Source organism: Mucilaginibacter sp. PAMB04274 (assembly GCF_039634385.2).
In the GTDB taxonomy this organism is placed as follows: Bacteria; Bacteroidota; Bacteroidia; order Sphingobacteriales; family Sphingobacteriaceae; genus Mucilaginibacter.
Window position 1 is genome coordinate 4137039 of record NZ_CP155081.2, and the last position, 20006, is coordinate 4157044.

18 protein-coding genes are annotated in these 20006 nt (G+C 42.6%); 5 read left to right on the forward strand and 13 right to left on the reverse strand.

What is annotated here, in order from left to right; all coding sequences use genetic code 11:
* Positions 1–54 precede the first annotated feature (54 nt).
* A complete protein-coding gene (locus ABDD95_RS17450) occupies positions 55–3537 on the forward strand; it encodes a PAS domain S-box protein (protein WP_345948621.1) in 3483 nt (1160 codons plus the stop codon).
* Positions 3538–3604: 67 nt separating this feature from the next.
* Here the strand turns inward: ABDD95_RS17450 and ABDD95_RS17455 are convergent, their stop codons facing one another.
* The 5 genes from ABDD95_RS17455 to ABDD95_RS17475 form a co-directional block, all read right to left on the reverse strand.
* Complete coding sequence (locus ABDD95_RS17455; protein ID WP_345948622.1) at positions 3605–4264, reverse strand: hypothetical protein; 660 nt, start codon at positions 4262–4264, stop codon at positions 3605–3607.
* A 179-nt stretch (positions 4265–4443) separates the two neighbouring features.
* Complete coding sequence (locus ABDD95_RS17460; protein WP_345948623.1) at positions 4444–5535, reverse strand: ATP-binding protein; 1092 nt, start codon at positions 5533–5535, stop codon at positions 4444–4446.
* A 171-nt stretch (positions 5536–5706) separates the two neighbouring features.
* Positions 5707–6405: a DNA repair protein RadC gene (gene radC / locus ABDD95_RS17465; RefSeq protein ID WP_345948624.1), complete on the reverse strand. Its 699-nt coding sequence runs from the start codon at positions 6403–6405 to the stop codon at positions 5707–5709.
* Positions 6406–6489: 84 nt separating this feature from the next.
* Positions 6490–6744, reverse strand: a complete 255-nt coding sequence (gene rpsT / locus ABDD95_RS17470) for a 30S ribosomal protein S20 (RefSeq protein WP_345948625.1) — start codon at positions 6742–6744, stop codon at positions 6490–6492.
* Positions 6745–6886: 142 nt separating this feature from the next.
* Positions 6887–7582: a DUF4397 domain-containing protein gene (locus ABDD95_RS17475; RefSeq protein ID WP_345948626.1), complete on the reverse strand. Its 696-nt coding sequence runs from the start codon at positions 7580–7582 to the stop codon at positions 6887–6889.
* A 281-nt stretch (positions 7583–7863) separates the two neighbouring features.
* On the opposite strand from ABDD95_RS17475, the gene ABDD95_RS17480 reads away from it, so the two are divergent.
* Positions 7864–8772 carry a zinc dependent phospholipase C family protein gene (locus tag ABDD95_RS17480; RefSeq protein ID WP_345948627.1) on the forward strand — a complete coding sequence of 303 codons (909 nt, stop codon included), beginning with the start codon at positions 7864–7866 and terminating at the stop codon, positions 8770–8772.
* Here the strand turns inward: ABDD95_RS17480 and ABDD95_RS17485 are convergent.
* The gene (locus ABDD95_RS17485) at positions 8740–9390 is read right to left on the reverse strand and encodes a DedA family protein (RefSeq protein WP_345948628.1); all 651 of its coding nucleotides are present in this window, start codon (positions 9388–9390) and stop codon (positions 8740–8742) included. The two genes, ABDD95_RS17480 and ABDD95_RS17485, sit on opposite strands and share 33 nt — an antisense overlap.
* Before the next feature lie 170 nt (positions 9391–9560).
* Here ABDD95_RS17485 and mltG point away from each other — a divergent pair, with 170 nt between their 5' ends.
* Positions 9561–10598, forward strand: a complete 1038-nt coding sequence (mltG, locus tag ABDD95_RS17490; protein ID WP_345948629.1) for an endolytic transglycosylase MltG — start codon at positions 9561–9563, stop codon at positions 10596–10598.
* A 22-nt stretch (positions 10599–10620) separates the two neighbouring features.
* Here mltG and ABDD95_RS17495 read toward each other — a convergent pair whose 3' ends face one another.
* The 6 genes from ABDD95_RS17495 to ABDD95_RS17520 form a co-directional block, all read right to left on the reverse strand.
* On the reverse strand, positions 10621–11370 hold the full coding sequence (locus ABDD95_RS17495) for a DUF4397 domain-containing protein (RefSeq protein WP_345948630.1): 750 nt from the start codon (positions 11368–11370) through the stop codon (positions 10621–10623).
* A 12-nt stretch (positions 11371–11382) separates the two neighbouring features.
* Positions 11383–12072: a DUF4397 domain-containing protein gene (locus ABDD95_RS17500; protein WP_345948631.1), complete on the reverse strand. Its 690-nt coding sequence runs from the start codon at positions 12070–12072 to the stop codon at positions 11383–11385.
* Positions 12073–12176: 104 nt separating this feature from the next.
* Positions 12177–13301: a DNA polymerase III subunit beta gene (gene dnaN / locus ABDD95_RS17505; protein ID WP_345948632.1), complete on the reverse strand. Its 1125-nt coding sequence runs from the start codon at positions 13299–13301 to the stop codon at positions 12177–12179.
* 33 nt (positions 13302–13334) lie between these two features.
* On the reverse strand, positions 13335–15731 hold the full coding sequence (gene gldG / locus ABDD95_RS17510; RefSeq protein WP_345948633.1) for a gliding motility-associated ABC transporter substrate-binding protein GldG: 2397 nt from the start codon (positions 15729–15731) through the stop codon (positions 13335–13337).
* A gap of 131 nt (positions 15732–15862) precedes the next feature.
* Positions 15863–16396, reverse strand: a complete 534-nt coding sequence (locus tag ABDD95_RS17515; protein WP_345948634.1) for a hypothetical protein — start codon at positions 16394–16396, stop codon at positions 15863–15865.
* A 108-nt stretch (positions 16397–16504) separates the two neighbouring features.
* Positions 16505–17050 carry a hypothetical protein gene (locus tag ABDD95_RS17520; protein WP_345948635.1) on the reverse strand — a complete coding sequence of 182 codons (546 nt, stop codon included), beginning with the start codon at positions 17048–17050 and terminating at the stop codon, positions 16505–16507.
* A gap of 151 nt (positions 17051–17201) precedes the next feature.
* Here ABDD95_RS17520 and ABDD95_RS17525 point away from each other — a divergent pair, with 151 nt between their 5' ends.
* A complete protein-coding gene (locus tag ABDD95_RS17525; RefSeq protein ID WP_345948636.1) occupies positions 17202–17675 on the forward strand; it encodes a hypothetical protein in 474 nt (157 codons plus the stop codon).
* Positions 17676–17743: 68 nt separating this feature from the next.
* Here ABDD95_RS17525 and ABDD95_RS17530 read toward each other — a convergent pair whose 3' ends face one another.
* The gene (locus ABDD95_RS17530; RefSeq protein ID WP_345948637.1) at positions 17744–18448 is read right to left on the reverse strand and encodes an ATP-binding cassette domain-containing protein; all 705 of its coding nucleotides are present in this window, start codon (positions 18446–18448) and stop codon (positions 17744–17746) included.
* A 190-nt stretch (positions 18449–18638) separates the two neighbouring features.
* Between ABDD95_RS17530 and ABDD95_RS17535 the strand changes: the two genes are divergently transcribed.
* On the forward strand, positions 18639–19979 hold the full coding sequence (locus tag ABDD95_RS17535) for a Gfo/Idh/MocA family oxidoreductase (RefSeq protein ID WP_345948638.1): 1341 nt from the start codon (positions 18639–18641) through the stop codon (positions 19977–19979).
* Positions 19980–20006: the final 27 nt, after the last annotated feature.

Consider the following 20006-nt stretch of genomic DNA (forward strand, 5'->3'; position numbering starts at 1 on the left):
ATTGAATTGTGTGTACTATGTTTTAGCTGTTTTATTAATTACATCAACTAACTTGTGTTAAACATACCTTCATTTTTGCTGGGCGGAGGCCAAATGGGCGAACTGATCCGCACCACTGATTGGTCAGTATCTGTCTTAAGTACACCCGATACTTGGCCCGAAAGCCTAAAGGCGGCTGTCAGCATCAGTCTTAATTCGGGCTTCCCTATTGCTATTTACTGGGGTAGCGACTTTACATTACTATACAACGATGCATGGAGCACCATACCCGGCGATAAGCACCCATGGGCACTAGGAAAGCCGGGGGCTGTGGTTTGGCCTGAAATATGGGACGGCCTGGACGCACAGTTTAAAAGTGTATTAACCAAAGGCGAATCTATACGCCAGCCGGATGCTTTACTACTCATGCACCGCTATGGCTATACCGAGGAATGCTATTTCGATTACAGCCTATCGCCTATTATGGCGACTGACGGTACAATTGGCGGCGTATTTAATGCTGTAATTGAAACTACTTACAAGGTAATCAATGAACGGCGTAATCAACATTTGCAACGTTTGCAAAACCAGCTTAATCAGTCGCATAGCCTTATGGAGGCTGTTGCAGATGTTGAAAACATCTTAAATAATTGCCAGGAAGACATTCCATTTTACCTGCTATTTTCAACCGAAAACAAAAATACTCAGCCTCAATTAGTTGCAAGCGGCGGAATTGCAGAAAATGACGGGTTAAGTGTAAGCTGGCCTCATCATTATAGCAACGGTTCTGGCAATGCTGAACACATACCCGACCTGAATAAATACTTGCCTCACGCTGTTCAAAGCATATGGGGCGAACCCTGCCGCGAGGCGCTAATTGCGCCAATCAGTCGTGATGAAGCTAAAATTACGGGTTACCTAGTTATGGGCCTGTCTCCCCGTAAAAAACTGGATAGTGATTACCGGCACTTTTTAACTTCAGTGGCCATATATGTGGGCACTATTTTAAATAACGGTTTTGCTTATGAGCAAAGCGGCGCACTGCAGCGTGAGCAGATTTTGAATGAAGAGCTGGCTACAACTAATGAAGAGCTCAGCGCCACTAATGATGAACTGCATTTATCGCAGATTCATCTGGCTGCGTTAAATTCAGAATTAGAAGAGCGTGTATTTAGCCGCACTAAAGATTTAGCTGAAAGCGAAGCACGTTTCAGGAGCCTGATAGAGCAAAGCCCCGTTCCAACAATGGTGACCCGCGGGCCGAATATGCGGTTAGAGGTTGTTAATCCGCCTATGCTGCTGTTAATTGACAAAGATAACTCCATAATCGGCAAAAACTTATTTGATGCTATGCCCGAATTAGCCGGGCAGGCAATCATTGAACGCCTTGAGCAAACTTACCAGAATGGCAAAGAATGGACAGGTTATGAGCAAGCCGTATTATTGAACCGAAATGGCGAGCAGGGCACGGGTTACTTTAATATACTTTATAAACCATTGTTAGAGAATGGTGAAGTTACCGGCGTAATACAATCAGCGGTCGATGTTACTGAGCAGGTAGTAGCACGCCAACGGATCGAAGAAAGCGAAAACAATCTGCGCAACATGGTCATGTCGGCCCATTACGCGCTGATGATACTGCATGGCCGGGATTGGCTTATTGAAATTGCTAACCAGCAACTGGTGAATTTATGGGGCAAAACCATCGATGAAGTTACAGGCCGCACCCTGCTGGAAGTACTGCCAGAACTTGAAGGGCAGCCGTTTCCTAAGCTTTTGAAGCAAGTTTATGAAACGGGAAAAGGTTACGGGCAAGAAGAAGAAGTATTTTACCTGCAAATTGGCGGTAAGTCTGTGCAAAAGTATGTAAGCTTTTATTATGACCCAATATTTGACAATCAGGGCAATGTAACCGGAATTATTGTTGCCGCTGAAGACATAACCGATAAGGTACAAACCAGGCAGCTACTCGAAAAAAGCTACGTTGAGCAGCAAAACCTGAATGAAGAGCTGATGTCGACCAACGAGGAACTGGCCTCGGCTAATGAAGAGTTGTTGTCGACCAATGAAGAATTAGCTGCCACACGTGATAGCTTAAAAGAGATTGTAAGCAGGCTGGCAGAAAGCGAAGCACGTTTACGTTATATGCTGGCCGATGCACCTATTGCGATATCACTCCTAACCGGGAGAGATTTAATTATAGAAGCCGCCAACAATAAAGTGCTGGAGGCCTGGGGCAAAACCAGCGAGGTTATTGGCATGCCGTTAAGCGAAGCGTTACCTGAACTACAGGGACAGGACTTTTTAAACATACTTGACAACGTATATACAACCGGCGAACCTTATTATGGTAACGAGGTAAAAGCGCTACTTGAGCATAAAGGCGTAATAGAAGAAGTATATACCAACTTTGTATATCACCCGCTTAAGGACGATGGAGGCAAAACTACCAGCATTGTATTGGTAGCTAATATTGTTACAGAACAGGTGCTGACCCGTAAAAAGGTAGAGCAAACCGAGGAAATGCTACGCTTTTCGGTAGAAGCAGCTAAGGTAGGCACCTGGCATATGAATATAGAAACTAATGAGTTTACTGCATCGGCCAGATGCAAAGAACTTCTGGGCTTTTATGCCAACGATGCCATTAACTACCACACAATAATTGAGCAAATACCTGATGAATATCGCCACTACGTGGAAACTTCCGTTAACAGGGCAATAAGCCGTGGCGATAGTTATCATGTAGAACACCCGGTAATTGGCTATCACGATCAAAAGCTACGCTGGGTACGGGCTGCCGGAAAATTAAACCAGAACACGCAAGGCAAGTCGGCTTACTTTTCGGGAGTGCTGATGGATATTACCGAACAAAAGCAGGACGAGGTACGCAAAAACGATTTTATTGGCATGGTAAGCCATGAATTGAAAACACCGCTTACCTCGCTCAGCGCTTACGTGCAAATGCTACATGCCAGGGCAACCAAGGCTGATGATGCTTTCACCGCAAATGCCCTTGATAAGGTAAATGTGCAGGTAAAAAAGATGGGAACACTTATCAATGGGTTTCTAAACGTATCACGATTAGAAGCCGGCAAAATACATCTGGACAAAGCACCTTTCAGACTTGATGAACTGGTAAAAGAGATAGTTGATGAGAACAGGTTAACGGTTCATAGTCACCAAATATTTTTATTGCCTTGTGAGGAAGTTACAATAAATGCCGATCGGGACAAAATTGGATCTGTAATTTCGAATTTGCTTAGCAACGCAGTGAAATACTCACCTAAAGGCAAAACTATTGAAGTAAACTGCCTTGTAATAGATAACAATATACGTGTAGGCGTAAAAGATGAGGGGATGGGTATAAGGCCTGAGGATACCGAAAAGCTTTTTGAACGCTATTACAGGGTTGATAGTAAGCACACACAAACCATATCAGGCTTCGGTATTGGCCTTTACCTGTGCGCCGAAATTATACAGCGGCACGACGGTCAAATTTGGGTGGATAGCCAGGTAGGTATAGGGTCAACATTTTACTTCAGCTTACCCTTAGCGTAAAGAAATTTATGCGGAGCTGTAGTTGTTGTCTCTCTTTACATCTGACTTTAACACACTTTCTTTAAAGTTAGTGCAAATGTTTTTCGTTAAGATGTATGGTCATTTCGACCTTATAATCGTTGTGGAAGAGGAAAGTAGCTTCAGCATCAAATAAATACATTATATGTACAATATTTTTTGTGAGCGCCTGCTCAGTTAGCCTGGATGATGTTTCGCCGTTGAACGAATCAACAGTAATCAGACTTTTAATAGCAATGCATTCGTCCTCACGGTTGATTTCAAAATTCAGGGTGCGCAATTTAAGTGATAGTAAGTTACCCAGCACATCTTGTATTAGCCTGAAAATCGCTGCCTCCATTAACGGGTCCATATCGTCGGGCAGTTCGGTTACATGCGTAATGCTGTAATCGGCTGCAGCGCTAACGTTATGGGCAATCAGTTCTTGTAAAGCGGCGGCTAATCCAAAATGCTCCAATATCTGTGGCTTCATCTCAAACGACAACCGGTTCAGTTGCTTTAAAGCCATAGCCAGGCAATTGTCTACATCAACCGCGTTACTCTCAGATAGCTTTATTTTGGCAATAGCAACCAGCTGTGCAATATCTTCCTGCAACACGTCGGCCATGCGCTTGCGCTCAGCCTCCCAATGCCTGAAAACACTTTTCCGAACCCGGCTTTCCTGTTCAGCTACTTTACGCATTTTATCTTCCAAAAAAATAACTGACATACAACTTATAACTATGAATACAAGATGGAAAAAAAGAGTAATAGTTTAATGTAGCAGCGAAAAAATCAGGTAGTTAAATCAGCAAAGAACGTATCTATACGCTATCACTTTGGTCTTTTTACGTAAACAATACGAAAAAAGTTGTCTTTTAAGACAAAAAAAATGCGTTTAGCGCAAATCTATTTTTTGGGTATTTTTACATAAAAACGACTGCCCTTGTCTTCTTCACTATCAAAAGTTATATCGCCGCCGTGCAGTTCAACAATGGTTTTGATGATAGACATACCTAAACCAACCGGTTCTTCGCCACGCAAACCGGGTCTGCGGGCTCGTGTAAATTTATCGAATAAGTAGGGTTGCAAATGGCCGGGTATACCAATCCCATTGTCTGCAATAGTAACCAACACACTGTCGGCATTGTCTTCAATACTCACCTCAATGTTACCATTATCTGGTGTAAATTTAATGGCGTTTGATATAAGATTATTGATAACCTGCATAAATTTCAGACTATCCAATTGTATAAACAACTTTTCATGCCGACTTGTAAGTATAAAACGCTTGGCCAGATGCTGCTCTGCGCTCTGGTAGTTACGTATCACATCGCGTATTTCCCAAACCAGGTCGGCCCTTTCCTTACGCAGCATCACCTCTGCCGATTCCAGAAACTCCTGATTAACGAGGCTGCGTATCAGAGCGATATTGCGGGCACACATATCCTGTATGAACATTGCAGCCTGTAGTATTCGCTCTTTATCTTTTAAATCGAGCTGCGCCTCCCGTTTAATGGAAGAAGCCATCATGCTTATAGTGCCGAGCGGTCCTTTTAAATCATGCGCAAGTATCTCCAATGTTGAATTTTTGCGTGCGTTAATCTTTTCTGTATAGAAAATATTTTGCTGTGTTATGGTGATGTCTTCAGCTATGCCGGCAACACATGTTAACCCACCCTGCTCTTTAATGGGGTAAAGACTTACGCATAGATGTTTAAAAGCTTCGTCGTCGTAATTAATTCTAAAGGTGAATTGCGTTTCTTTAAGCGTATTTTTAAAATCATTTAAACAATTCAAAACATGCTCGCGATCTTCGTCATGCACCACATTTAACATTACCAACGGATTTTTAACGGCCTTAGCCGCACCAATACCCCAAACCGCTGAAAAGGCCGGGCTAACGTAATTAAATTCTTTCCGGGCAATATCGTATATAAAATAAACGTCTTTTGACAATTCTCCAACCTGTATAAAAACTTCTTGTTCCGTAACTTGCATAACTTGTTTATTACTTAAAGCACTAGCCCCAAACTTCATGAAGGAGTTAGTTTTTAACTTATAAGATATTAACATACGATAACAAACGAAAACGAGATTTGTGCATATCTCACCGTTGGTAGAATATATTGTTACACAAGAATATATATTTACCCTAAAGAATTATATACTTTACAATAAACCTTCATCGGCAAAGCTAAAATATCCGCCATCGGTAATAATCAAATGGTCCAGTACGCCAATATCAAGAATACGGCCTGCCTGATGAATTTTTTTTGTTAAATCTATATCCTGCTGGCTGGGTTTTAGGTTGCCCGACGGATGATTATGCGCCATGATAATAGACGATGCCTGATGCTGCAAAGCTATGCTGAAGATAATTTTGGGGTCGGCCACAGTACCCGAAAGGCCGCCTTTACTGATAAGTTCTTTGCCTATGATTTTGCAACTGCGACTAAGCAGCAGAATCCAAAACTCTTCATGGTTAAGATCTACCAAGTGGCGGCGCATTACTTGGTATACACTACGGCTGCCGTTAATAGTTTCGGGCACTTTTACTTCGGTGTCATCCCGCCGGCGGCCCAATTCGAGGGCTGCAATTATAGAAATAGCTTTGGCCTCGCCGATGCCTTTAAATTTAGATAACTCGCTTACCGAAACTTTACCCAGTTTTTGCAGATCGTTATCGTAGTGGTGTAAAATGCGCTTGCTCAACTCCACGGCCGATTCGGTACGGCTGCCCGAACCAATTAGTATGGCAATCAGTTCGGCATCGCTAAGGGCCCGCCTGCCCTGGCTGTTTAGTTTTTCACGCGGTCGGTCTTCCTCTGCCCAAGCCTTTATACTTATTTTAGTTTCATATGTATCCACGGCTGTAAGCTATTCAAAAAATAATTTAAAACAAAAAAGGGCCGCATCATAAATGCAGCCCTTTCTTCATTACAAAAATGAATATTATTGTAAGCCGTTAACAAATTTAGTCAGTTTTGACTTATTGTTAGATGCTTTATTTTTGTGAATAACGTTTTTCTTAGCTAAACGGTCAAGCATAGAAATTACTGTCGTTAATAAAGGCGCTGCCTCAGCTTTTGTAGTAGAGCCTCTTAATTTCTTGATAGCATTTCTGGTAGTTTTAGCTTGGTATCTGTTGCGCAGACGCTTCGCAGCGTTAGCTCTGATTCTTTTAATTGCTGATTTATGATTTGCCATTTTTAGCTAATTGTCTTATTATTTTTCGGACTGCAAATATATTTCAAAAAAATAAAACTATCAAGCGTCATTTAATTTTTTTTTCACAGAGCAGTTTAATATCCAGAAAAGCCTATATACTGACTGAAAGCCGGTTAACGTATTACTTATTCACAAATACACCTACACCAAATGCCGAAGCACCAGCAGTGCCGATCAAACCTTTAGCATAAACGGTGTAAATTTTTCCGCTTTCCAGATTAACGGTTGTTGTTGCAGAACGCACAAGGCCACTTGCAACAGTTAACGTGTAACTACCAGCGGCAACTTCGGTTGATGGTGCAATGCCTCTAAAATTTTGCGGACCTACCAGTACCGTACTGCCATTATTTAGTGTTGCGTTGCTCGCATTAGGCGCAGCATTTACAAAACGTATTTTAGCTTTGCCAGCACTTGGTGCGGCTAAATCATCGGTTACTATAACAAGCCCAAGGCCGCTGTTTTGCCCAACCAAAAAATAAGTGTAGCTAGCATAAGCATCAAATTGCCCGTGGGTGCTGGCTAATACAGCCTCTCCCGACACCGACCTGATTTCCACGTCCTGATCGCCCAGAAAGCTTTTATTATAGCCAGAAGCATCGCCATAATTTACACCATTAGGTGTACGTAAAACATCATCAACATATAGGCGGGCTGCGGTGGCATCCGGACTGGCGTTAATCAGGTTTACATCTGCAGTTATCGTATCCTTAAAATCATACGGATCGTCTTTTTTACATGATGATAGCAACGACAGGCCCAATAAACCAACAAATGCATAACGTAGCGTTTGCTTTAAAGCAGTAGGAAATCTTTTCATAGATGAAATTTAAGTAAAAATAAACAGGCTCAAGAGCCATATAGTGCTTGTATATATACGTAAAACTTAAAGTGGTAGTATATTGTTTTTTTGTAACTTGCTGCTTAAATAACATCTTAACGACCTTTAGGCATTTAATTCCTTTAAAAGCAGCGCCTTAACAATTGAAAATCTTTGTGCGATTTTTTGCAGCGGTTCTACTCGTTTTTATGTGTGCATCATGGGGCTTTTATGCACATTATCGCATTAACCGGCTAGCTGTTTTTACCTTACCCAAAGGTATGAGCAGTTTTTATGAGGCTAACATCACTTACATAACCGAACATGCCACCAGTGCCGATAAACGCCGGTATGTTGACTCGACTGAAATACCCCGGCACTATTTTGACGCCGATCATTTTGGGAAAGACCCTTTTCACACTGTACCGCAAAAGTGGAATGATGCTATACAGAAATACACAGCGGATACCTTATATAAGTATGGCACCCTACCCTGGACCATCCAGTACAATTATTACCGCCTGGTTGATGCCTTTAAGAATAAAGACACCAGTGCTATATTACATTACTCTGCCTATTTGGGTCATTATGTAGCCGATGCCTGCGTGCCCCTACATACTACGCAAAACCACGATGGGCAGCTTACCCATCAGGAGGGCATACACTCGCTATGGGAAAGCCGTCTGCCCGAACAATTCAGCGACAGCTATTATTACTATGTTGGTAAAGCCCGGTACCTGGAAAACCCACTTTGGCAAGCCTTTATTCTGTGCCGCAGCTCTTACAAAAGCGTCGACTCCGTATTACGCTTACAGCGCCAGTTAGATAAGACTTTTCCGGCCGATAAAAAGTATGAGATAATACAGAGAGGTAAACGGAAGGTGAAAGATTACTCGGCCGCTTACTGCCGCGCCTACCATGCACTGCTTAAGGGGATGGTACAGCGCCGTATGCGGGTGGCTGTGCTTAATATAGGCAGCTACTGGTATTCGGCATGGGTTGATGCCGGCCAGCCTGATCTCTACAAACTAATAGACCCAGTACCTAATCTCGTTACCAAGCAAAGATTAGCTCATGAAGTTGCCCTGTATAAAATCGGTAAGATTACAAAGTTACCTGACCTTGGGTTGGTAAACAAACCGGTACCAGTGCCGCCTTTAAGCAGCAGTGCGGGTAAACCTGCTCCGTAAGGCCGCCCATATTGGCGGCAGTAATGATACAGCTACGATACCCAAAGCAATCAACGAAAAATTCTTTTTGAAGAAAGGCACATTACCCAGCAAATATCCCAAAAAGAGGAAGGTAACAATCCAGGCAACGCCGCCTACAATGTTATACAAGCTGTAACGACCAAAAGGCATGCGGCCAACACCAGCCACAAAAGGGGCTATGGTACGTATAATAGGCATAAAGCGGCTAAAAATAACAGCCTTGCCGCCATGCTTGTCAAAAAACGCTTTAGTTTTAAGATAATAGTCCAGCTTGAGCACCTTGTTTTCGGGCTTAAATACCCTTACGCCTAAAAACTGCCCTAACTGATAATTAACCGTATTACCTAAAAATGCTGCCACAATTAAGATGATGGTGAGCAGGAAAATATCCAGACCTGAGTTACCAGTGGCAATCAATGCACCAGCTGCGAAAAGCAACGAGTCGCCGGGCAAAAATGGGGTTACCACAAAGCCGGTTTCGGCAAATATGATTACGAAAAGGATAAGGTAGGTCCAGGCCTGGTACTGGCTGGTAATTTGCACCAAATGCTTATCAATGTGCAAAATAAAATCTATCAGGTCTTTTATAATCTCCAAAGCTCAAAGTTTGAAGCAAAAATAGCAATATTAAGATGAGAAGCTATCTCATAAATAGAAGAAAGGTCCACGTAAGGGAAGGTGATAGTAGAAACCTTGGATTTTAAGGCACTTATCCTATCTTAGAGCCGATATTAAACACGGTTGGTAATCGAATTGAGGTTTATTCAATGAAAGTTTTAAAGATTCTTAGTGTTATAGTGATTCTTGGAATCATTGTTTTTTCGTACTGGATTCATAAATCTCTGAATGCTCCGCATGCACACCATAAGAATAACCAGTATATACAAATCCCACATGGCTCATCGCCCGGTCAGATACTCAATAAACTTACCTCCGAAGGAATTCTTTCTGCCCAAACACCGCTGAAAATATATCTGAAATTTACTGGTACCGGCAATGAGATGCAGGCGGGTGAATATCAATTCGATTCACCAATTACCCCGCTTGAAGTACTGAGAGAACTGAAAAATGGAAAGCTTCGAAATATAAAATTAACTATTCCGGAAGGTTTTACTCGCTTTGATATTGCTAAAAGAATAGCCGGGAAGTTCTCCCAAAATCAACAGGCAGGCGAAAATGCTGCATTGAAACTTATGGAGGATGTTTCACTCATTAAGGATATAGCCCCGCAAGCTAAAAACCTTGAAGGTTATATATATCCAAACACTTATGATTTCCCACGCTCTGTTACTACTCTAGCTATCATTAAGAAAATGGTTGGGGAGTTTAAAAAGGTTTGGAAGCCGGAGTACACAGCTCGCGCCATCAAATTGAAACTGACACCCCACCAGATAATTACCATTGCTTCTCTTATCGAAACAGAATCGCGATTGAACGAGGAGCGACCTATGGTAGCTTCAGTAATCTATAACCGCCTTGAAAAAGGAATGCCGCTTGGGATAGATCAGACTGCTGTTTATATAGCAAAGATGGAAAATCGTTGGGATGGGATAATTAACAAAAGCGACTTGGAGTCAAATTCGCCTTATAATACCAGAAAGTTTGCCGGGCTTCCCCCCGGCCCTATTGCGTCGGTTTCTGAAAGCTCCATTAAAGCCGCATTTTATCCTGCCACCACAAGCTATTTTTATTACGTTTTAAATGTGGAGAAAAAAGACAAGTCTCATAGATTTTATTCAACTGCTGAAGAATTTGAACGTGGAAAAGCTGCCTATCAAGCTTGGTTGAAGCAAGAGCGTAAATAAACGTTAGCCTCTAACTTCGGTACTATCTTATAATTGTAGGATTATTAGGGACAAGCGCCATACCAAATGCAGCCGTATCAGTAAGTGCACGGCCTATTATGCCGCGTGAGTATAATGTGTATAGCCGACCGTCCTGTATAGTAATGTTTGCTATTTCGCCCAGGCTATTATTTGATGTATTGGTTGCATATGCCCTGAAGGTATAATTTCCAGGTGGGAGGACCACGTAGTTGGACACTTTACCAAATGCAGCATTTTTAATAACAGGGGCCCCATTGGCCCAAATATCAAAACCGGTACCACTGCGTGGCGAACCGTTAATAAATCGCACCTTTCCACCTTTGCCAATTTCAGGCAGTGGTTCAGTATCGTCTGCAGTTACCAGCGAGCGTAATTTGTACTCAGGGTCGCCGTATAAGCCCATAAAAAACAAGGAGTAACGGGTGTTAGGCTGATATTGAATGGTGTCTCGGCTAAAGATGGAGACAGTATCGCCAGCCCTGGTTGAACGTATTTGCAGGGGCTGCGTTGTATTGGTTAAATAAAAGTATGACGGCGTTGCATTATAACGGTAATAAGAGTTTACCCGCAGGTTGTTAATATTCAATTCAACCGGAAATGAATTGGGGCTTAAATTAATTACCTGCAACTGCACATTTAAACCGGTAGGATTAACCGTATCACTCTTTCCGCAAGAGGAGAGCAAAGGCAAAACCAAAACCAGCAGGTTCAGCGCAAACACGCTGTAGAATATATTTTTACTTTTAAACATCGCCATCAAGTGCTATCTGTTAGTGAGTAAACCGGCCCTGAAACCTTTGCCACTACCCGAACTAAATAAAGTATACGAGTTGCTAACATTAAGTATAACAGTGCCCTTGTATAATGGGTCGGTACCGGTAGTAGTAAATATCTTGATTTCCTTTTTTCCGTTACCTACCGGTATAAATTTACTAACTGATTTAAATGTAGTAGTTGTAAACCTTAAAGTGTCATTCAAATAAACCTTCAATGCCGGCGCCGCTGGCGACGCTACAACAAACTTTAACTTGGCGTTGGCGGGATCGCTCTCTAACGTATCAATTATCTTAAAGGCCGTATTGCGGCTAACACCGCCCAAAAACAACGAGTAGCGTTGCGAGCTGCCAATCGAATCCAACCGTACCGGAAAAGTGAAAAGTGTATCAGGCGCATCTATTTGCCGGTTATTGTACAAGCGCTTTATAGTAATTACCTGGTTACCCCTTGGCAGTAAAGTGTTACCACTGCTTGCCAGCGGAAAAATACCCGTTAAGCTGCTCAGGCGTGTACCGTTCAGGTAATAGTTTACAATAACACTATCGCTTATAGCATTAATTACATTTACGTTAACAGTTGCTTGTACAGGCACAACCGGATCGTTTTTTACGCATGAGGCCGCTAATACCAGTGTTAATACTGTAAGAGCACCAATAAAATATAACCTCCTGATCATTTGTTTTATAACTGCTTTTTTTAAAGTTTGTTATATAAGCTTAACTAAAAAGTCCGGTTGTATAACCGGACTTTCATTTTGGATTTATAATTTAAGTTTACAACTTAAGCATAGCTATTAAGCATTACCGGCATAACCAGCATCAACACATCCTCATTCTCATCACCACCCTGCGGCAGTAATAAGCCGGCACGGTTAGGGGTCGACATGTGTAAAGCAACCTCTTCACTGCTCAGGTTTTTAAGCATTTCGATCAAAAAGCGGGCGTTGAATCCAATTTCAAGATCCTCACCCTCATATTGGCAACTTAAACGCTCATGTGCCTCGTTGGCAAAATCAATATCTTCTGATGATATGTTTAACTCGCTGCCGCTAACTTTTAAACGCACCTGGTGGGTGGTTTTGTTAGCGTAAATGGCCACACGCTGCAATGAACCCAAAAACGCCTGACGGTCAATAGTCATTTTGTTAGGATTGCTTTGCGGTATAACGGCTTCATAGTCGGGGTAACGCTCGTCAATTAAGCGGCAAACCAGGTTAATGTTACCAAACTTAAAGAAAGCGCTGGTATTATTATACTCTACCGATACGTTCACATCATCAGACGGGAGGGCAGACTTTAGCAGATTTAAAGCCTTTTTAGGCAATATGAACGAGGTGTTGGTTGCAGCCTGCGCATCTTTACGGCGGTAACGCACCAGTTTGTGCGCGTCTGTAGATACGAAGGTTAAGTATTGGGTTGACAGCTGGCAATAAACACCCGTCATGGCCGGGCGCAACTCATCGTTGCTTACGGCAAATATGGTTTTATTGATAGCTTCGGCCAGTACAGAAGCAGGCAGGTTAACTGATGAAGCGTTTTCAACTACCGGAATTTTAGGAAAGTCCTCACCATTTTCGCCGCTCAACTTATACTTACCGTCGCCGGCACTTATTTCAATGGCAAAAGTTTTATCATCAACCGAAAAAGCAATAGGTTGCTCCGGTAGTGATTTTAACGTATCCAGTAAAATACGCGATGGAATTGCAATACGACCATTCTCTTTAGCTTCAACCGATAATGACGTGGTCATGCTGGTTTGCAAATCGGTGGCCGATATGGTTAAGTTGCCGTCTTTTATCTCAAATAAAAAGTTTTCCAGTATAGGCAACACGGTACTGTTGCTTAAAGCACCGCTTACAGCCTGCAATTGCTTCAGTAATGTTAATGTCGAAACAATGAATCTCATACAACAATTTTAATCAACCCAAAAGTATAAAATTTAATGAGCATACTTACGCTTGCGGTAATAATGTTGAAAAATTGCAAATATCAACACAGCAGCCAACGGCACCACGGTATTCACAACCTGCCAGTAAACTTTTTCGTTACGTAGCCGGGCACGGTTTAGCAATCGTAATTTAATTTCTTTATTACGTAAACTGATTAAGCCCGAGTCATCGGTCATGTAATCTGCTATATTTAGGAGCAAGTTTTTATTGCCAAATGTTTGCTGACTATAACGATCAAAACCCAATGGAAAAGGTGAACCATCGCTACCTATTTGGTTCTTGAAAATATCGCCATCGCTCAATACTATCATTTTGGCCTGCTTGCTGGTGTTTAAAATGGTGATACTTTCCGTTACGCCTTCCGGCACAGGCCGGTTAGTATAGTTAGACGCAAAACTTCCTTCCAGCAACACACCGGTTACCTTTGGCACACTTTGAAAATCGCGCGGATTAGGCTCTTGCTCCAGAGCCTGTAACGATAAGGCATGCGGAGTAGTAATTTTTTGGTTGTAAGGTGATGAACTTAGCAACACTGTTTGCTTTTGACCTTTAACCGGCAATAAATCAATGGTGCTGGCAAACTCACTGCGTATCCCTTCCAGGTTTTTAACAACCGGGTGCTTTGCCAGCGGCATAAACACCGGGTAAAAGAGCCAGGGCAGCATTTGTATTTGTGCCTGCCCACCTACATTACCGGTACTTACAGGTATTTGTGCGCAGTTTAAGTCGGCAATTAGGTCATAATTAATACGTACACCGTAACGAAACAACTGATCATCCAGATTAAGCTGTTTGTTGAATGCCAGTTGCTCGCCTCCATGTCCGCGCATACTGTCCAACTCGGCACTTACCTGGTCAATAGCCCATAAAATGCGGCCGCCCTGCATCAGGTATTGGTCCAGCTTAAACTTTTCCACTTCTGTGAAAGACTTTTGAGGCTTGGGCACCACCAGCAGTTTAAGCAATTTAAGGTTGTTAAACGGAATGCTCTGTAAATTAACCCGGCCAACTTCAAATCCATCCGATAACGTTTTTAAAGCATCATTGAGCTGCATATCGTTCAACTCCCCGTGCCCGTCGGTAAATCCAATACGCGGACGTCCACCGCTGGTTGCCTTTTTAATGGCCGATGTAAAAGCGTATTCCAGGTTTTGTATAGAGTTGTTCAGCACTTCATCCGGCGATAGGCCAATGCGTGTTTGCAGCAGCTTTACCCCTACCTGCCTGTTGCCAGAACCAACCGAAGCAGCCGGAAAAATAATCTTTTGCGATACGCCATTGTCTGTTTTTACACTAAGGTTGGTGGCCTCAACACCCTGAGCCTGCAAATCCTGCATGGTTTGCTCCTGTTCCTGTTGGTTTAATCCCTCAAGCGGATTTACAAATTCATACGTAAAACCATTATGACTATAGGCCCGTAAATCGTTCAACATATCGCGCGTAGCCTGTTGCAGACGGCGCATGCCACCAGGCAACTCTTTGTCCTGCAAGTAAACCTTTACATGAAGAGGCTGCTTTAAATTGCCCATGATGTTACGGCTCACATCTGATAAGGTGAAACGTTTATCGGCAGTAAAATCGATACGAGTATAAATAAATTGCGATAGTATGCCCAACACCAGCAACACTGCTGCTAATATTGGTACAGCCGTATACTTTAACGGCTTTTGCCTTTGCATGGCTATTACCAGTAAGGTTAAACCTAAAAATATGCCCGATAGGATAATGAAGTATATCAGATCGCCGGAGCTTAAAACACCCCGCCCCACCGCATCAAAATGTGCAGCTATACCAGCGTTTTGTATGTTAGTATTTTGTAATGACAATAGTCCGCTTAACGAATTAAAGCCGCTGTAAAAGAAGTAGCTTAAAAAAACAGCTATAGTAAAAGCAATAATCTGGTTTTTGCTAATTGAGGATGCAAACAACCCTATAGCTACAAATGCCGCTCCCAGCAAAAACAAACCGATGTATGAACCTATTACAGCACCGGTGTCCAGATTGCCTTGTGGATTGCCAAGCACCGATACCGAATATACATACATTAACGTAGGCAACAGGGCAAACACAACTAACAACAGGCAAGCCCAATATTTACCCAGCACAATTTGCCAATCGGTTAACGGGCGTGTGGCCAGCAGTTCCAGCGTACCCTCGCGGCGCTCCTCAGCTAATGACCGCATGGTAATGGCCGGAATTAAAAACATGAAGAGATAGGGTGCAGTGCTGAAAAGATTTTCCAGGCTGGCATATCCATACTCTAAAATGCTCGACTCGGGGAATACCCACAGCAACAAGCCCAGCACCAGCAAAAACACGCCTATGGTAACATAAGCCACCAGCGAACTAAGGTATGAGCTAATTTCTTTTTTGAGGATGCTGAACATATATGGATATAAAATAGTTTAGCGCCTAAAGTTGTTTGCTAAAAAGCCAACTGTCTCTCCCTGAAAACACAACTTGCTTATTAATAGATATTTACAATTAAAGACAACACGGCATATTTTCACTTACCACTCTAAAAACCAAAACGATAAGCTGCCCTTATGGCAAATTGCTGCAAACGATTTTTAGACCAGTCTTCATATCGCAGGCCCAAGTCAAGTAAATTGCTTTTACTGCTTCCTACCGGAATCAGGAAACCGGTACCTAAAGAATACGTGAATAGGTTTCCGCTGCCATTAAAGTTAGTGCTTGTATTGTTGGCAATAATGGTTCCCAGTTCAAGCTCGGTATAAAAGCGAGGGTCGAGGTAGTATTTAAAACCGCCTTTTAAGGGAATGTAGCTGTCGGCCCCGGGTTTAATAGCGCTTCCTATCAGAAAACTTTTATAGCTGAAGCGATTATACGCGCCCGTAAGTACCAGATTTACTTTGGCCAGCACAGGCAATTCAAACTTAGCCGAAACACCATAGCCTATATTGTAAGCGCTGCGTTGAGCAATATTGAGTTCGGGCCCTATACTTAGCGCCATAGTGTTGGTGCGTTCCTGGGCTGCGGCCGGCATGCATTTAAAAAGCAGCAAAGCCAGCAGGAAATAATAATTTTTCATGTAAAGTTTATCTCTGGAAATAAGTGGTCAAATTAAACACATATCTGTTTAAAACAAAAGACCCGGCTACTTATTTGCAGCCGGGCCTTTTCTCTAGCATTATATTACTTATAAGCCAAATTTGTATGCAATACGGAAAGCTACCTGACCGATGTTACCACCGTCTTTTGACCAGCCTTCGTACCGAGCGCCAAAGTCAATATCATGCTTATCACTAACCGGGAAAGAAACGCCTAAACCCGGTGCATATAAAAATGCAGTGCCGGTGCTCATGTTAGTACCAATACGTGCACCTACTTCTGCCTCTCCATAAACATTTGGCGAGAAGAAGTACTTACCACCTACCTTTACCGGAACAAAGCCTAAGTAAGTATCAGCACCTAAAGCTTTCAAGGCATCTTTATAAGGCTTTTCGTAATAGTAGCTAATATAACCTGCAGTAACCGTAAAGTTGAATGCTGATGCTACCGGTATTTCAGCCTTACCACTACCACCAAAGCCTATGCTAGTACCGTTGGCAAAGTTTCCGGTCGGAACACCAAAGTCAAGACCAATGCTTAATTTAGGACCGCTTGTTGAAGCTGATTTAGTTTGTGCGAATGCACTGGTTAATAAACCGGCTGCTGTAATAGCAACCATTAATAGTTTTTTCATGATGATAATGTAAAGTGTTAAATGGGGGGCAAATTTAGAAATATTATCATAAATGGCTAATGAGCTATTGTCATCAATATTTAAATAAGTGAGGCGCTTGTGGTATAGATTTTGCTAATTGAAACCAAATTTCAATCTTACACTACACATTATGAAAAAAATTTTTCTCTTAGCCGCAGTAGCACTTGGACTATCAACGGCGCAAAGCTTTGCACAATCTAGCTACAAAAACAGCTTAGGTTTAGGAATTGATTTTGGAGATGGCTCTACCTTGGTTGGCCCCACTTACAAGCACTTTTTTACCGGTAAAGATGCCGTACAAGCCGACTTGTTGTTTAGCGACAATACGGTATGGCTGGGTGGCTACTATCAGTATCATCAATCCTTTGCCGAAGCTCGTGAATTGAAATGGTATGTAGGCTTAGGCCCTCAGTTTGCCTTTGTAGATGGCTATTATGAAAACTACACTGTAGTTATGTTACGCCCTATGGTTGGTTTAGATTACAAAATTCCTAAAGCACCAATTGCCTTAAACTTCGATTGGCGCCCAATGGCTCAGCTTAATCACGGCTCCGGCTTTGAAGCTGCACGCTTCGGACTCGGTCTACGTTTTACATTCAAATAAAATATATGTATAAAGAAAAAGGCGGTTGATAACCGCCTTTTTCTTTATAGTTCTTTACCAATTTGCTGTTAATTGGTTAAACTGATAAATATATCTTCGAGGCTCTTACCACTGTGCTTTTCCTTTAAGCCGGGCAGGCTATCATCGGCCACAATTTTGCCTTTTTTAATAATTACAACTTTGCTGCAGGTGGCCTCCACCTCCTGCATAATATGCGTTGACAAGATTACGGTTTTGGTTGCACCTAAATCTCTGATCAGCTGCCTGATGCCAATGAGTTGGTTAGGGTCCAAACCCGAGGTGGGTTCGTCCAAAATTAAAACTTCAGGATCATGCAGAAGCGCTTGGGCAAGGCCTACCCGTTGCCGGTAGCCTTTTGATAATTGACTAATCTTTTTATGCTGCTCAGGGCCTAACCCGGTTTGCTCAATTACTTGTGCAATACGCCTGGACGATTCATTCAAATGATGAATATCAGCAACAAAGCCTAATGCCTCCTTAACATACATATCCGTATATAGAGGATTGCTCTCGGGTAGGTAGCCAATACAACGCTTTACCTCTATAGATTGGGTAGCCGTATCAAACCCGCATACACTTGCTTTGCCCGATGTTTGCGGTATAAAGCCTGTTAGCATCTTCATGGTAGTTGATTTGCCGGCTCCGTTAGGACCTAAAAACCCAAGTACTCCGGGCTTTGCCGTAAAGCTTATACCATCAACTGCTTTTTGCTCACCATAAAGCTTGGTTAATCCCTCAACAAAAATACTCATAGACGGTAAATTTAATAAGCATACCCTATAATCAAAGCATACGCCGAAACATTACTAACAGGGTACCTGCGCTTAAAGTTTGAACACCTTAATTATACCATCCTAAAAAATAATCCAATCCAAACAAAGCCCCTACTCAATTTGTGATTAAAGCAATATTAAAAACCAATAGTAAATATCCATTGCTATAATGAAAAGCATTAACCAACTTATGCAGTCTTTAACCGGCATTGATGCCGGTTGTAACCGCCGCGAATTTTTAGAGACGGCCGGTAAAGGCCTTGTTGCAGCTACTGTTATTGGCGAGCTGGCCTCATGCACTGCTGAGGCACAAAATATGAGTGGCGCCGGCACCCGCAAAGCTTTAGCAGATACCATAAGAGTTGATGTACCCAGTCAGCATGCCCCTACCGAGCGTAAGCAGGAAAGCGGCGCTACCATGCTACCCCCAAAAGAACGTATTGGTTATGCTATTGTAGGCATAGGCGAACTAACCATGGGACAGATTATGCCGGCTTTTGGTTCCTGTAACTACGCTAAGCCGGTTGCATTGGTAAGCGGCGATGCGGCTAAAGCCAAAAAAGTAGCCGCACAACACGGCATCCCCGAAAAAAATGTATACAACTATCAAAACTTTGATGAGATAAAAAATAACCCCGAGATAGATGCCGTATACATTGTATTGCCCAATAGTATGCATGAAGAATTTACTGTAAGAGCTGCAAAGGCGGGTAAGCACGTACTTTGCGAAAAGCCAATGGCTAACTCGAGCAAGCAGGCACAAAACATGATTGAGGCTTGTAAAAAAGCCGGCAAAAAGTTAATGATTGCCTACCGCATTCAATACGAACCACATAATAAGCTGATGATGCAGTGGGTACGCGAGAAGCACTTTGGCAAGGTAAAGGTTATTAACTCCGTAAACGTGCAAAACATCGGCGACCCTAATCAGTGGCGCTTAAAGAAGGCGCTTGCCGGCGGCGGTTCATTACCCGACATTGGCTTGTATTGCATTAATACCAACCGTTATTTAACAGGAGAGGAACCTTACCAGGTATCGGCTATGATGCATACCGATGCCAACGATCCGCGCTTTAAAGAAGTGGAAGATAAAATAATGTGGCAAATGTATTTCCCAAGCGGTACCATCGCCAATAATACGGCTGCCTACAGTGTGCACGACTCCAAGCATTACCGCTGCTATGCCGATAACGGTGGTTGGTTTGGCATGGACCCTGCCTTTAACTATAACGGCTTAAAAATTGAAGCCTCGCAAGCGCAGGGTAAGCAAGAGATTAAGCAAAATATTATTGTAGGCGAAAAGCAGCAGTTTGCTCTGGAAATGGACCACTTTGCCCAATGCATTATGGAAAACAAAGAACCCTACACACCTGGTGAAGAAGGCCTTCAGGACCATAAAATAATGGAAGCCATTTATGAATCGGCCCGTAGCGGCAAACCGGTTAAACTGGAAAATATTACAACGATAGATACTTTTCGTAATGAGGCTAATGCGCCGAAGGAAAGCTGAAATTTATTTAGAAGCGAGAGAGAAAAA